The organism is Paroceanicella profunda (assembly GCF_005887635.2).
GTDB classification, from domain to species: Bacteria; Pseudomonadota; Alphaproteobacteria; order Rhodobacterales; family Rhodobacteraceae; genus Paroceanicella; species Paroceanicella profunda.
Map to the genome: position 1 here is coordinate 21,845 of NZ_CP040821.1, position 13,997 is coordinate 35,841.

Sequence of the window (13,997 nt, forward strand, 5' to 3'; positions counted from 1 at the left end):
ACAGAACCGATACAGGGAGAGACCATCCATGCCGCTCCGCCATACCCCCCGCGCCGCGATGCGCAACGGCGTCCTTGGCCTGCTCGGCCTGGCCACGCTGGGCGCCTGCGACGCGAGCAACGTGAACGCGGTGAACGCCGCGATGACCGGGGCTGCCGTTCTGGCGCAGGGCGATGCCACGGTGTCCGAGCAGCGCGAACTCGGCCAGGCCGCCACGAAGGAGACGCTGCAGGACTACACCCGCAGCCCGGACCGCAAGCTGGAAGGCAAGCTCACCCGCATCGTCGAGGGCATCGCGCAGGCCAACGGGCTCGACACCTTCCCCTGGCAGGTGGTGCTGCTGAAATCCGGCGAGGTGAACGCCTTCACCCCCGGCGGCGGCTACATCTTCGTGGAGGACGGGATCATCGCCCAGGCCCGCACCGAGGCGATGATGGCCATGGTGCTCGCGCATGAGATGGCGCATGTGCAGAAGGCCCACCCGGCCGACGGCATGCGCGACCGCACCGCCATCGTGGCCGGGTCCAGCGCGCTCTCCGCCTATCTGGGCGGGCAGGGCAGCGGGCTCACCTCCGCCGCCGTGGACCAGGCGATGCAATATGTCACCCTCGCCGCGGTGAACGGCTACGGCCGCGACAAGGAGACCGAGGCGGATGACATCGGCTTCGGCTATTACGTGAAGGCCGGCTACATGCCCTCGGCGGCGCCGCGCATCTTCCAGCGCTTCGCCAAGCTCAACGGCACGCAGCCCGCGCTCACCCATTTCTTCCACGGCAGCCACCCACAGTCCGCCGACCGGGCGAAGCGCATCCAGCAGCTGGTCAACCAGCTTCCCGCCGGGCGCCGCAACAGCGGCATCAACCAGACCGACGAGTGGCAGCGCCTCACCGGCGCCTACCGCTGAGGCCTATTCGCCGGGGGTGTGCGGGTCCACGCTCCCGGCGGGTGACGCCACCGGGAGAACCGAGCCGCCACCCGCCTGCGAGGCGCGCGTGCCCTGCCGGTGCTCCAGCCCGTCGAGAACCCGCAGGGCGAGGGCGGTGTAATCCCCGTCGAAATGGTGGCCGCCGTCGGTGCGGATCACTTCCGCGCCGCTGCCCTCCAGCGCGGGGCAGGGCGAATCCTCCTCCTCCACGCCGTAGACGCACTGCACCTTCTCCGCCGGCAGCGCGGCCAGCGCCGCGGCCACCGGCGTCGCGGCCTCGGAGGTGGTGCCCAGCCAGCCGGAAACGGTGATCTCCCAGTCCGCCTCATGCGCGAGGCCGAGCAGCGAGACCTGCACCACCCGGTCCCGCAACCGGGGGGGCAGGGCGGCATAGACATCCGGCAGCACCCCGGCGCCGAAGGAATAGCCGATCAGCACCACCCGGTGCGTGCCCCAGAGCGCGGAATAGCGCCCCACGATGCGGGTGATGTCCTGCGCGGTCTCCTCCGGCGTGCGCCGGCTCCAGAAGTAGCGCAGCGCGTCGAGCCCGACCACCGGCACCCCGCGCGACTGCAGCTCGCCCGCGATGGTCTTGTCGAGGTCGCGCCAGCCGCCGTCACCGGAGATCACGATGGCCATCGCGTCATGGGTGGGCGTGGTGGGCAGGGCGGCGAGGGGCAGCCGGGTCATGCTCTCGTCGAGCCGGGCCAGCGCCGCGTCGATCTCGCTGCCCAGCGAGGCCACGGCAGAGCCGGGGGTCTCCACCCGCTGGTAGGTGGCGCCCTCCGAATCGAGCGCGGCCACGCGCGCCGCGCTGTCGGCCGGCGCATCGCCGCCCAGCACCACGGTGAGCGGGGCCGGCAGCGCGCCGGAGGGCAGCTCGAAATGCCCGGCGCCGGGCCCGGCGGCCCGTGGCGCCTCGGTGCACAGGCGCGCCGGGCTGCCCCAGTCCGCCGCCGGGTTGGCCGCCAGCGCGGCGCCGATCGTGGCGTCCGGGGTCTGGGCCAGCATGTCGAGCACCAGCGCCCCGCCGGCGCCCAGCCCGGCCACCACCGGCCCGGCGAAGGTGTCGGCCCCGGTCTGCCGGGCGATCTGGTGGCTGGAGCGCTCGATGTCGGAGACGAGATAGGCACAGTCTCCCGTCACGGCGCGGATCTTGGCGAGATAGGTCGGAAGGTCCACCTCCACCACCGCGGCGCCACTGCCGGTGAGCCGGGCCGCGAGCCCGGTCTCCTCCGTGCCCCAGCCAGCGGCGCCGGAAAACAGGTAGACCGTGCCGCGCGCGGCCCCCTCCGGCAGGCCGACCCTGGCGCCGTCGAGCAGCCCGAGATCGACATCCGCCGCCCGCGCCGCGCCCCCCTGGCCGGCGGCAAGGCCGAGCCCGAGCGCCAGGGCGAGCCCGCGCAGCCCCGTGCGCAGCCCCGTGCGCGCCCACGCGCGCATCCTCGGGCCGGTCCGCGCACAGGCACGGCCGGGGCCGGAGCAGCCCCCGGGGCACGGGGTCTGAGACGAATCAGTCATGGGCAGGGCCCTCCTCGAACTCATGTACCGGCACCACCGCGCCCTGCGGGCCCGCGGCGATGAGGCGTGCGGCGTCGAACAGTACCAGCGCCGGGTCCAGCCCCCCCGACACCGCGAGATATCGGGCACGCCATTCCGGCTGGAACCGTGCCTTGAATCCACGCAATCCCTTGAAATTGTAAAAACGGCTGCCGTGTTCGTAGATCACCCGGCCCAGCCGCTGCCACGTGGGGGCGACCACGCTGTCGGACATTCCCGACAGCGGCGCCATGCCCAGGCCGAGCCAGTGCAGCCCCTCGCCGGAGAGGATCTGCGCGAGGCGAAGGAACAGGAATTCCATGCCGATGGCGGGCATGTCGCCACCGTGGCGCATCAGGTCGACGGCAGCTTCCGAGCCCTCTCCGGTCTCCATCAGGGTGACGAAGGCGAGGATCTCCTCGCCGCGTCGCAGCAGGGCAACCCGTTGGCCCAGAACGTATCCGGGCAGGAACGCGCCCAGGGAAAATCCCTTCTCCGCCCCGCCGCGCGTGGCCAGCCAGGCCGCGGAAATCTCCGACAGCTCCGCCATCACCGCGCCGGCGCCGCCCCGGGGCAGCAGCTCCACGGCGAGCCCGTCGCGCTCGCCCCGGCGCAGGGCGTAACGGCGGTCCTTCTGCGCCGGGCCCTCCAGGGTGAAGGCGGTGAGGTCGAGGCGCGCCTCCTCGCCGATCTTCAGGCAGGCAAGCCCGACATCGGCGTAGAGCGCCAGGGTGTCGCCGGTCACCTGATAGAAGGCGGCGCGGCCGCCGGCGCGCCGGGCGGTCTCCACGAAGTCCCACACCAGCCCGGGCCAGGCGTCTCCCGCGCCGAAGGGCCCGAACAGCGCGATCCAGGACCGGCCCTGCCGGCCGTACATCACGAAGGCCCGGCCGTCGTCGGAGAACATCAGCCGCTTGTCGCCCAGCCGCAGCAGCGCTGCCTCCGCCGCGGGCTGACCGGCCGCGATGGCAAGGGCGCGGGCGCATTCCGCCCCCGAGGCGGGGCCGCCCTGCGCGCTCGCCCCCGGGCGCAGCAGCATCCACAGGCCGGCGAAACCGCAGACCAGCCCGGCGCCCACCAGCGCGCGCAGCCCGCGCGGCACCTCGGCGGAGAGCTCGAACCGCGCCCAGCTTTCCACCCCGAATTCGGAATGGTCATGCACGAACAGCAGGATGGCGAGCGCGCTCACCAGCACGCAGGCGATGGCCGCGAACCAGCGCGGCGACAGGGTCTGGTTCAGGATCGCGGCCGGCCGGTCGAAGCTGCGCCGCGCCGCGAGCAGCAGCAGGATGAACAGCGCCAGCGCCGCGGCCTCGTAAAGCGCGAAGGCCTTGAGCACCGAGAGCACCAGCGCCACCGAGGCCGCGGCCAGCGCCACCGCCCGCGCCCCGTCCAGCCGGTAGGCGAGGCCCCGCGCCGAGAGCATCAGCACCGCCCCCAGCACGCTGGCGAAGAAATGCGCGCCCTCCAGCAGCGGCAGCGGCAGGTGGCGGGCCAGCCAGGCCAGGTCCACGCTGCGCGCCGGCGTGACGGCGGAGAACACCAGCATCGCCCCCAGCAGCAGCGAGAAGGCCGCCAGCAGTTGCGGCGCCAGCCCGGCGAAGGCCCGGGCCGCGAGCCGCAGCGCCGGGCTGGCGGAGAGGCGGTTCGCCTCCGCCACCACCACCCCCGCGCAGGCCAGGATGATCGGCGCCGCGTAGTAGATCAGCCGGTAGAGGGTCAGCGCCGCGAGCAGTTGCGACACCGGGGTGCCGGAGCTCGACAGCCCGGCGAGCAGAACCGCCTCGAACACGCCCAGCCCGGCGGGCACATGGCTGGTGACCCCGATGGTGAGCGCCACCGCGAACAGCGGCACGAAGGCGGGGTAGGAGATGGTGCCCGGCGGCAGCAGCACCCAGACCACGCCGGACACCGCGAGGATATCCGCCGCCGCAACCAGCATCTGCCGCGCCAGCAGCCCCCGTCCGGGCAGGCGCACCGGCCCGGCGATGTGCAGCCGCCGGCACAGCCCGCCGCGCAGCTCGATGCCGTGGCCCCCCAGCGCGAGCACCGCGAGGGCGAGGCCGAAGGCCGCGGCCCCCACCGCCTGCAGCAGCGGCGTGGAGATCCCCAGCGCCGGGGCCATCTCGGAGGCGGCGAACACGGCCCCGAGCCCCGCCGTCAGCAGCAGGCCCAGCCCGAAGGCGAAGGTGACGAGCGCCACCAGCCGTGCCACCTCGGAGGCACCGATGCCCAGCGGCAGGTAGAAGCGCAGCCGCACCGCGGCGCCGCTCAGCGGCCCGAAGCCCACGGACTGGGCAATGGCGAAGGCGGCGAAGGCCCCCGGCGCCACGTCCCGCCAGCGCCGGGGCACGCCGAGCGAGGCCAGCGCGGTGACATCGTAGAGCGTGAGCGCCACGTAGCTCAGCGCCGTGAGGCCGACCGCGAGCCCCAGCCGCCAGCCCGGCGTGGCCAGCAAGGCCGCGACGACCATGTGGTAATCGGCCTCCGCCGCGAGCCCGCGCAGCGCGAAGCCCCCCGCGCAGAGCAGGATCAGGATGGCCGGAATCAGCAGGTAGTTGCGGTGCGCCGCAATCCAGGCCCGCAGGCCCGTGGCCGCACCCTCCGCCGGCTCCGGCTCCGCTCCGGCGCCGGGAGGCAGGCCCGGGGCCGCGGGGGCGGCGGGGATATCGTCAAGGGCGCCGGCGCCGGCGGTGGCCGGGGCTGCGGGCCGGGAAGACGGGCGCGGGCCGGTCTTGTCCTGCATCGTGGTCTGTCCCTTCGTCTCACGAGCCGGCAGGCCCCGCGCCGGCGGGGCACTGCGTAGCAGACAATTCCCGGCCCGGCGAGACGGCTCACGAGCCGATCACCAAGTCTTTAACATAAGGTACCTTATGGGGACGTTCGCCGGGAGGGCGCGGCGGGGCTCAGCCCGCCGCAGGCGCGCGCGGGCGCCGCGCGAACACCCCGAACCAGCGGTTCCGGAAGGCAATGTTCTCCGGCCGGCCGGTGAAGATCCGCTCGATCTCGCGGGCGTAGAACTGCGCCCATCGCTGGCGGTAGGCGCGGTATTTCTCGCCCGGCAGCTTCTGCGGCCCCTCCACGACGCGCGGCACGAAGACGCCGCCGTCGAAGACATAGGTGAGGAAGGCGTTGTAGCAGCCGGATTCGTAGGCGAGGAAGGCCGCGCCCTCGCCGATGTCCAGCGTGTGGCCGAGCACGGAGATGGCCAGGCGCGACTCGCCCCAGTGCCCGTCCGGGGCCATCAGGAGCTGGCCGCCGTCCTCGATCATCCGCAGCGCGGAGAACAGCGCCGCGCGCGGGTTGTCCGCGATCGAGATCATCCCCGGCGCATATTGCGCGGAGTTGCTGCGCTGGATCTGGATGCCGGTCTCGAAGATGCGCTGGAAGTTCAGCCGCACCATGGTGAGGTGCCCGGCGTGGAAGGTGGAGAACAGCACGCCCCTGTCGCGCGGCACGACGCTGGTGATCTCGCGCGCGCGCTCCAGCGGCGTGCTCTCGTAGACGTCGCGGGAGAAGTATTCGGGAACCGGCGCGCGCCCGGAGATGAAGCCCGCGGTGATCGCATCCTGGAAGATGTGGTCCGCCGCGCAGGCGAAGCGCACCCGCGACACCCAGGCCTCGCGGTGGATGCGCGGGTTGTCGCGGTGCGGGAACAGCGCGGCGACGAGGCGCGGGTCCGGGTCGATCCGGGGCATCATCGCGCGCGCCCGCTCGACGAACCCCTCCCGGGGGTCGTCGGCCACCGGGGCATATTTCAGCGCCGCCAGCCCGAAGATGGAGGCGGGCGGAATAGGGTGGAACCGGTTGATGTAGTCGAGCACGCCGAAGCGGGCCTCCGCCCCGCCGGCGCGCTGCGCGGCCATGATGTCCTCCACCTCGGCACTGCGCCCCAGCCGTGCCGCCGTCACCAGCGCCACGCCCGCGGCGTGCACGCTGGAGAAGGTCTCCGCCGGGGTGCGCAGGAGCAGCTCCAGCAGCACCTCCCGGCAGTCCTCCTGCTCGAAGCGCCGGCGCAGCAGCGCCATGAACTGCGGGTCGGAGATCCGCCGCGCCGGCACCCGGCCCAGCACGGAGGCGAGGTGTTTCGGGTCGGTCCGCCCCACCCGCTTCGCGGCGCGCAGCACCTCCTCGAAGCGCTTCAGCGTTTCGCCGACCTGCGGCGGAACCGGAAGCGCGTCCTCGGTCTCGTCGGTCTCCGTGTCGATGTCGGGTCCTGCTGCCATCTCCGCGGCCTCCCCTGCGCGCGCGGCATCGTGCGAAGCGATGCGCGCATCCGTGCCGGGCGCGTCGCCCGGTCCCCCGCTCATTTCGGCGGCTCCCGGGTTTCGGGCAGCACCGGCAAGAGTTCGATGAACTCCACGATCACGCCGCGGGTGTGCGCCGGGTGGAGGAAGTTGCACAGGAACGGCCCCGCGCCGCGCATGTGCCGGCTCTCCAGCAGGCCCTTGCCCCGGGCCTGCAGCGTGTCGCGCACCAGGTCGAGGCTGGGCACGGTGAAGGCCACGTGGTGCAGCCCGCCCGCGCCCTTGTTGAAGCTGGCCAGCGGCCCGCCGCTGGGGATGATGAATTCCACCGGCGAGCCGCCGGGCGCGGCCCGGGTGAAGATGCACTCCACCGACCAGGCCTCCACCCGGCCGCGGGAGGTCTCCTCCAGGCCCAGCAGCGCCATCATCTCCTCCGCGTCGCGGATGTCCGGGAACACGATGCCGACATGGTGCAGCTCGCCCACCTGCACGCCTTCCGGCAAGCCCACGGCGCCGATGGGGCTCATCGCGGGCACCGCGCGACGAGAATGTAGGTGACCGGCAGCTCGAGGCGCAGCGCGCGCTCCAGGCTCTCGCCCGCGGCGGGGAAGGCCCGCGTCTCCACCAGCTCCAGCCCGGCGGCGGCGACCAGCGCCTCCACCTCCTCCTGCGCGCGCACGAGGTAGAGATGGTCCGGCGCCGGGGCGTTGGCGGGCACGTTGATCCACACGAGCCCGCCGGGCGCGAGCAGACCGCGGATCACCTCGATGGCGAGGCCCGGCTCCTCCAGGTGCTCCAGCACCTCGGAGAAGGCGATGGAGGTGAAACGCCCGGCATGGGCGGCGCGCATCTCGGCGTCATAGAAGTTGCAGCGGGTGAGGCGCACGCGGTCCGCATGGCCCAGCAGGCCCAGCACCTCGCGGGTGTGGGCGATGGAGGTCTCGGAGATGTCCCAGGCGTCGATGCTGCCGAAGCGGCCCGATTCGATGGCGAGGCGCAGCAGCAGCCCGTGGCCCGGCCCGATCTCCAGATGCGCGCCGCCCGCCGGCAGGCCGGCGAGATGCGTGTCTGCGAAATGGGTCATCGCGTTCACGTGGTTGAGCCAGATGCAGTCCGACACCAGCAGCCCGTCCATGTAGCGCGCCATCATCGCGCGGTTGGCGTAGACGTCGCGCTCGGCCTCCGCGAAGGAGGACAGCCGGTAGCGGCCCTCGCGGCGGAAGAACAGCTCCTCCGGGAACACGATCTCCTCCACGAAGTAGCGGTAGTCCTGCGCGTAGCTCTCCAGGCTGCGGCCGGTGCCGGCCACAAGCCGCAAGATGAGGTCGGCCACGCGCTCGGCGGTGGCGACCATGCCGGGGCTGCGGGCGGCGAAGCTGCGGCGCAGGTATTTCGCATGGGCAGGATAGGCGGCTTCCACCGCCTCGACCACGCGGCGGGTGGCCGGGCCCATGCCGGCCTCCACCTCCGGAAGGGTTTCGAGTTCGGTCATGTGCGTGCCTCCTGTGTCAGGTTGGCGGGCTGGCCCTCTCCGGGGTGTCCCGCGTCAGTGTCGGCCGGTCTCGTCCACGATGTCCATCGGAAGATCGTCGGGGGGCTGCCAGCCGGCGAGGTCGAGATGCCACAGCGTCTCGCCCTCCGTCGCGCCGGGCCCGCCGGAGGTGAAGCCGAGGGCCGGGTAATGTCCGCGCACCAGCGCGTTTTTCGGCGTGGGGATGTAGCGCCCGGTGAGCCGCTCCGCCCCCGCCGCGCGCGCCGCGCCGGCGAGGACGGCGAGCACGGCCTCCTCCACCCGGCGCTTGAGCACCCGGCAGCTCATCAGCCAGGTGTCGATCACCCAGTCGGGCCCCCGCGCCTCGGCGATCACCACGCCGATCATGCCGTTGTCGCCGAAGCGGTCGGCCAGGCGTGCCTGCAGGGTGAACCAGCCGGGCGCGGCGGTGAGGGCGGCCACCTCCGCCTCGGAGCGCCGGCGGGTGGTGAGGTTGAACTGGTTGGACTTGTTGATGAGCTGGGCGATGCGCGCCCGCCTCTCCGCGTCGAAGGGCCTGAGGGTGCAGACCATGTCGAGCGAGCGCAGGTAGGCGCCCATGTCCGAGGTGGTGGCCTCCAGCCGCAGCCGTTCCGCCCGGCCGGCGTAGAGTGCCGCGCGCCCCGCGTCCTCGGCGCCGAAGGCGGTGGTGTCGAAATAGCCCGTCGCCATCAGCGTGGGCGCGTAGAGCGCCGGGTCCTCGGGCAGCTCCGGCACCATCACCTGCGGGCACTCGGCGCGCACCTGGGCGCGCTCGGCCGGGTTGTCGTCAAGGAACACCAGCGCGTCGAGGCCGATGTCGAGGGTCTCGGCAATGGCGCGCAGGTTCGCGGCCTTGTCGGTCCAGTTCGCCTGGAAGACGGTGATGTGCTCCTCGCGCAGCAGCATGTCCGGGTGCTCGCGGAAGGCGCGGCGGGCCACGGCGTCGTCGTTCTTCGAGGCGACGGCCAGCAGCACGCCGCGCGCCCTCAGCTCCAGCGCCAGGCGCTGCACGGCCAGGTGCGCCTCGCCCCGGGCCGAGCCCTGCCCCAGCACCAGCCCGTCCACGCCGTCATCGCCGATCACCCCGCCCCAGAGCGTGTTGTCGAGGTCCAGCACCAGGCACTTGGCGGTGAGGCCGCGCGCGGCCGCGAGCGTGCGCACCACCCATTCGGCATGCAGCGGGATCGCGTCCGGGCTGAAGGGCAGCTTGGAGCCGTGCCAGTGCTGCGGGTCCTCCCAGCGCGCCAGCCCCCAGGCGCCGGCCAGCGCGGCGATGTCGACCAGCACGATGTCGCCGCCCGCCGCCCAGTCCGCCAGCGCGGCATTGAGCGCGGCGACCATGGCCGCCGGGCTGCCCGGGTGAAGCCGGTCGAACCCGCCCAGGAACGGCAGCGCGGGCGGCACGACGCTCTGCATCAGCACCGGGCCGGAGAGGCTCTGCCGCAGCCCCGCCACCAGCCCGCGCAGGGTGCCGAGCGCGGCTGCCACCCGCTCCGCCGCGGCCTCCGCGACGGGTTCGAACCCGTCGAGCCCGAGCATCCGGCGATCGGGGGCGACCAGCGCCGCGGAGGCCGCGGCGGCGTGCAGGGCGCTGCCCGGGTCCAGCGCCTCGCCCATCGCGGTGCCGTATTCTGTTCCGATCACCCGCACCCGCAAGCCCCGGCGCAGGGCGGTGGCGGTGATGGCCGGGCCGAGCAGCGAGAGCGTGCCGTCCCCCAGGAGCGCGAGGCGCAGCGGCTCCGGCAGGCCCGGCCCGTCGGGCAGCGCGTCCACCAGCCGAGCGAGGCGGGCAAGCTGCGGTTCATCCAGCGCGTGCAGCGACAGGGCGCGCAGCGCCTGCCAGTCCGCCGGCCCGGCCGCGCCCGCCTTCAGCCGGCCGCGGATCTCCGAAATCCCGGCGCGCAGGTCCGGGGGCGGCGGGCGCAGCCAGCCGAGTTCGAGCGGGGCGGCGGGCCCGGGGGGCGGATGGCGGGACATCAGGCTCGGCCCCTGATCCGTCATGCGATTTTGGTCGCGACCCGGTCCACGAGTTCGCCCACGTCCCGCAGTTCCGCAATCTCGTCGCTGGCGAAGCGGAAGCCGAAACTGCGCTCGATACTTGTGAGAATACGGACATGCTGCAGGCTGTCCCAGCCTTCCACGTCATCTGCGGTGGTCTCTCTCGTGATACTTTCGGGCGAAAGATCGTCGAGATCGAGCACATCGACGATTATTTCGGAAATCTTGCCCAGCAATGCTTCAGTATCCACGTTTGAACCTGTCTCCTGACCTTCGGATAGGTGTGAACCCAAACATAGATTGCCCCTGTTTGCCAGAAGAATCCCGTCGCGCCCCGCCTGTTGCCGCAGCCTCCGCGACCGGCCTGCCGGAGCCCGGGAGGAGACCTCCCGCCGCCCGCACGCCCTGCCCCGCCACCCGGCCCGCGCCCGGCCTTTCGCAGGGCGCGGCGCCCCCCGACGGCACGGCGTGGCCGCAAACCTCCCCCCGGTGCCGGCCGGGCCCTGCGCCGCGCCACGGACCTCCGGGCGGACCTGGAACTCCGTGGGGGCGGTTCCGGGCGAAGGGGCGGGGAGAGCGGCGCCGGAGGCAGGGATCCCGGCCCGGAGGCGTTGCCTCAAAGGCGCACCGCGCCGCGCGGCGCGCCCGCCGGCCTGCGGGCGTTTGACAGGGGTGCGGCGCGTTTCTACCTTGGCGCCCGGCCCATTTCAGGGCGCTCAACGGGGACAAGGGGACAGGTATGGGGATGATCGGCTTGGGGTTCATCGCAGGCACGGGCGGCAGGGCACGACAGGGGGCCCGGGGTTTCGGACGGCTGGCGGCGCCGGTGCTCGGGCTCGTGCTGGGCTCGGCCTTCGCGGCAGGCGCGCTCGCGGCGGAGTACACGATCAAGATCGGCCATCTGGAATCGACCGCGCAGTCGCGGCACATCCACCTGGAGCTGGTTGCCGAACTGGTGGCGGAGCGCACCGAGGGCGCGGTGGAATTCCAGATCTTCCCGCAGGGCCAGCTCGGCTCGCAGCGCGAGATGACCGAGGGCGTGCAGCTCGGCACGCTGGAGGCCACGGTCTCGCCGGCGGCCTTCCTGGGCGGGTTCAACCCGGCGGTGTCGGTTCTCGACATCCCGTTCCTGCTGCCCGATGACGACGCGAAGGCGCAGACCCTGCGCGAGGGCCCGTTCGGCAAGGCGCTGTGCGACAGCTTCAACAGCCGCGGCGTGACCTGCATCGGCCTGTGGCCCAACGGCCGCAAGAGCTTCACCTCCAACAAGCCCATCGACACGCTGGCCGATTTCTCCGGGCAGAAGTTCCGGGTGATGGATTCCAGCATCCTCATCGAGCAGTTCAGGGCGCTCGGCGCCTCGGCCATCGCCCTGCCCTTCGGCGAGCTCTACACCGCGCTGCAGACCGGCGTGGTGGACGGGGAGGAGAACCCGCTCGACACCATCCGCAACATGAAGTTCTACGAGGTGCAGAAGCACCTGCTGGTCTCCGACCACGGTGCGATGGAGGACGTGATCCTGTTCAACCCGGCGTTCTGGGCCTCGCTGCCGGAGGAATACCAGCAGATCATCACCGGCGCCTTCGAGGAGGTGATCCCGGACCTCATCGCCCACAAGGCCGCCGCCGTGGCCGATGCGCGCAAGGTGATCGAGGACGCCGGCCTGGAGGTGACCGAGCTCACCCCCGAGCAGAAATCCGCCTTCCGCGAGGCCATGTACCCCGCCGCGCGCGCGGCCTACCTGGAGCGCGCGGGGGATGAGGGAGCGGCGTTGATCTCCGCCTACGAGACCGCCTACAAGGCGCTCGACAACTGACCGGCCCGGCGGGCGGGCGCCTCCCGCCCGCCGGCCCCGTGCCGGACCCTGCCGCTTCCGGCCCGGAGACCCGATGTGACAGCCCTCACCGCCCTGCGCCTTGCCGAGCGCTCCGCCCTCGTGGCGATCTTCCTCACCATGGTGGGGCTGTTCGCGCTGAACGTGGCGGCCCGGCAATGGGGCGGCGACCTCGCGACCGACCTCGCCTGGATCGACGAGGCGGTGCGCATCCTGAACCTGTTCCTGGTGTTCCTCGCCGCCGGCCTCGCGCTGGAGCGCGGCCGCCACGTGAGCGTGCACACCTGGCGTGACAGGCTGGCCGCGCGCACCCGCCTGCCGCTGCGCAGGGTGATCGACGCGCTGGGGCTGGTGTTCTCGCTCTACGTCGCCTGGCTGGGGCTGAAGATGACGCTGTTCGTGTTCGCCACCGGCCAGCGCAGCCCCACGCTGGGCCTTGCGATGGGCTGGATCTACGTGGCGCCCACGGCCGGCTTCGCGCTGCTCGCGCTGCGCTACGGGCTGAACCTTGCCGGGGTGACGGACCGCTACGCCACCCAGGCGGCGGCGGAAGCCTCCGCGGAGGAGGCGGCATGATCCTGCTCGGTGTCGTGATCCTGGCCGCCCTCGCCCTGCTGGTGGCGGGGTTCGAGATGATCCTGGTGCTCGGCGTGCCGGCGCTGATGGTCAAGCAGTTCTTCTTCGCCTCCCTGCCGGACCCGGTGGTGGTGCAGAAGATCCTCGGCGGCATCAACCATTCCACCCTGCTCGCCATCCCGTTCTTCATCCTGGCCGCCGAGCTGATGGGCGACGGGCAGATCGCCCTGCGCCTCACCGGGCTGGTGAAGGCGCTGCTGGGCCACCTGCGCGGCGGCATGGGCTACACGGCGATCGGGGGGGCGATGGCCTTCGGCTCGGTCTCCGGCTCCGCCCCCGCCACCGTGGCGGCCATGGGGCGGATCGTCTACCCGGAGCTGCGCGCGGCCCGGTTCTCGGAGACATTCTCGCTGGGGCTGATCGCGTCTAGCGCCGAGACCGCCCTGCTCATCCCGCCCTCCATCACTCTGATCATCTACGGCTGGATGACCGGCACCTCCGTGGCGGCGCTGTTCGTGGGCGGGCTGGCGGTGGGCATCGTGCTCGGCCTCGCCTTCGCGGTGATGGCGGCCATCGCAGCCCGCCGGGCGGGCAACACCCGCGGCCCCGCGCCGCGCCTGCGCGACATCCTCGCCGCCCTGCGCCGGGCGGGCTGGGCGCTGGGGATGCCGGCAATCATCCTGGGCGGCATCTACGGCGGCATCTTCACCCCCACCGAGGCCGCGGCGGTGAGCGTGGTCTATGCCATCCTGGTGGAGGGGTTCATCTACCGCGAGCTCAGCCTCGCCCGGCTCGCCGCCCTTACCGAGCGCGCCGCGATCTCCACCGCCACCATCTTCATCCTGCTGGCGATGGGCGGGCTGCTGTCCTATTTCATCACGCTCGCGCAGGTGCCGGGCAGCATCATCGCCGGGCTGCAGGCCATCGACGCCGGGCCGCTGATGTTCCTGCTGGTGGTCAACGTGACCTTCTTCATCGCCGGCATGTTCATCGACCCGAATTCCGCGCTGCTGATCCTGGTGCCGCCGCTCTACCCGGTGTCGCAGGCGCTCGGCATCGACCCGGTGCATTTCGGGCTGATCGTGACGCTGAACATCTCGATCGGGATGATCACGCCACCCTTCGGGCTAGACCTGTTCGTGGCCTCCTCCTCGCTCGGCAAGCCGGTGATGACCATCGTCTCGGGCATCTGGCCCTTCGTCTTCACCAATATCGTGGTGCTGCTGATCGTCACCTACGTGCCCGGCATCTCCACCTTCCTGCCGCACCTGCTGCTCTGAGCGCCCCGCCCGCGCCCGGGGCGGGTTTCACCTGAATGCCATTGCCGCGTCACGGGCCTGTCACCTGACGGGTCCAGACGATGAT

Annotated in this window: 11 protein-coding genes; 4 read left to right on the forward strand and 7 right to left on the reverse strand. The window is 72.4% G+C overall.

The features are described from left to right. Positions 1-28: 28 nt before the first annotated feature. A complete protein-coding gene (locus FDP22_RS21990) occupies positions 29-904 on the forward strand; it encodes a M48 family metallopeptidase (RefSeq protein WP_138576813.1) in 876 nt (291 codons plus the stop codon). A 3-nt stretch (positions 905-907) separates the two neighbouring features. Here the strand turns inward: FDP22_RS21990 and FDP22_RS21995 are convergent, their stop codons facing one another. The 7 genes from FDP22_RS21995 to FDP22_RS22025 form a co-directional block, all read right to left on the reverse strand. Continuing rightward, positions 908-2,368: a virulence factor family protein gene (locus FDP22_RS21995; protein WP_138576811.1), complete on the reverse strand. Its 1,461-nt coding sequence runs from the start codon at positions 2,366-2,368 to the stop codon at positions 908-910. 70 nt (positions 2,369-2,438) lie between these two features. Beyond that, complete coding sequence (gene mprF, locus FDP22_RS22000) at positions 2,439-5,210, reverse strand: bifunctional lysylphosphatidylglycerol flippase/synthetase MprF (RefSeq protein ID WP_138576809.1); 2,772 nt, start codon at positions 5,208-5,210, stop codon at positions 2,439-2,441. A 160-nt stretch (positions 5,211-5,370) separates the two neighbouring features. Further along, positions 5,371-6,690 (reverse strand): hypothetical protein, encoded by a 1,320-nt coding sequence (locus FDP22_RS22005; protein ID WP_138576807.1) that lies wholly within the window; start codon positions 6,688-6,690, stop codon positions 5,371-5,373. Between the two features lie 80 nt (positions 6,691-6,770). Beyond that, a complete protein-coding gene (locus FDP22_RS22010; protein ID WP_138576805.1) occupies positions 6,771-7,238 on the reverse strand; it encodes a VOC family protein in 468 nt (155 codons plus the stop codon). After that, a complete protein-coding gene (locus tag FDP22_RS22015; protein ID WP_138576803.1) occupies positions 7,235-8,203 on the reverse strand; it encodes a class I SAM-dependent methyltransferase in 969 nt (322 codons plus the stop codon). The genes FDP22_RS22010 and FDP22_RS22015 overlap by 4 nt, the downstream gene beginning before the upstream one ends. Positions 8,204-8,257: 54 nt before the next feature. Beyond that, positions 8,258-10,201: an HAD-IIIC family phosphatase gene (locus FDP22_RS22020; protein WP_138576801.1), complete on the reverse strand. Its 1,944-nt coding sequence runs from the start codon at positions 10,199-10,201 to the stop codon at positions 8,258-8,260. A gap of 20 nt (positions 10,202-10,221) precedes the next feature. Next, positions 10,222-10,473 (reverse strand): acyl carrier protein, encoded by a 252-nt coding sequence (locus FDP22_RS22025; protein WP_239032029.1) that lies wholly within the window; start codon positions 10,471-10,473, stop codon positions 10,222-10,224. 503 nt (positions 10,474-10,976) lie between these two features. Between FDP22_RS22025 and FDP22_RS22030 the strand changes: the two genes are divergently transcribed. The 3 genes from FDP22_RS22030 to FDP22_RS22040 all read left to right on the forward strand — a co-directional run bounded on the left by FDP22_RS22030 (position 10,977) and on the right by FDP22_RS22040 (position 13,912). Beyond that, positions 10,977-12,038: a TRAP transporter substrate-binding protein gene (locus FDP22_RS22030; protein WP_239032030.1), complete on the forward strand. Its 1,062-nt coding sequence runs from the start codon at positions 10,977-10,979 to the stop codon at positions 12,036-12,038. A gap of 75 nt (positions 12,039-12,113) precedes the next feature. Continuing rightward, on the forward strand, positions 12,114-12,632 hold the full coding sequence (locus tag FDP22_RS22035) for a TRAP transporter small permease (RefSeq protein WP_138576799.1): 519 nt from the start codon (positions 12,114-12,116) through the stop codon (positions 12,630-12,632). After that, the gene (locus FDP22_RS22040) at positions 12,629-13,912 is read left to right on the forward strand and encodes a TRAP transporter large permease (protein WP_138576797.1); all 1,284 of its coding nucleotides are present in this window, start codon (positions 12,629-12,631) and stop codon (positions 13,910-13,912) included. Before FDP22_RS22035 ends, FDP22_RS22040 begins: the two co-directional genes overlap by 4 nt. The last annotated feature ends 85 nt before the right edge of the window (positions 13,913-13,997 follow it).

What these genes read in the sequence shown, in the direction of transcription:
- FDP22_RS21990 (WP_138576813.1), top strand. Translation starts at nt 29, where the DNA reads ATGCCGCTCCGCCATACCCCCCGCGCCGCGATGCGCAACGGCGTCCTT.
- FDP22_RS21995 (WP_138576811.1), bottom strand. Translation starts at nt 2,368, where the DNA reads ATGCGCGCGTGGGCGCGCACGGGGCTGCGCACGGGGCTGCGCGGGCTC.
- mprF (WP_138576809.1), bottom strand. Translation starts at nt 5,210, where the DNA reads ATGCAGGACAAGACCGGCCCGCGCCCGTCTTCCCGGCCCGCAGCCCCG.
- FDP22_RS22005 (WP_138576807.1), bottom strand. Translation starts at nt 6,690, where the DNA reads ATGGCAGCAGGACCCGACATCGACACGGAGACCGACGAGACCGAGGAC.
- FDP22_RS22010 (WP_138576805.1), bottom strand. Translation starts at nt 7,238, where the DNA reads ATGAGCCCCATCGGCGCCGTGGGCTTGCCGGAAGGCGTGCAGGTGGGC.
- FDP22_RS22015 (WP_138576803.1), bottom strand. Translation starts at nt 8,203, where the DNA reads ATGACCGAACTCGAAACCCTTCCGGAGGTGGAGGCCGGCATGGGCCCG.
- FDP22_RS22020 (WP_138576801.1), bottom strand. Translation starts at nt 10,201, where the DNA reads ATGTCCCGCCATCCGCCCCCCGGGCCCGCCGCCCCGCTCGAACTCGGC.
- FDP22_RS22040 (WP_138576797.1), top strand. Translation starts at nt 12,629, where the DNA reads ATGATCCTGCTCGGTGTCGTGATCCTGGCCGCCCTCGCCCTGCTGGTG.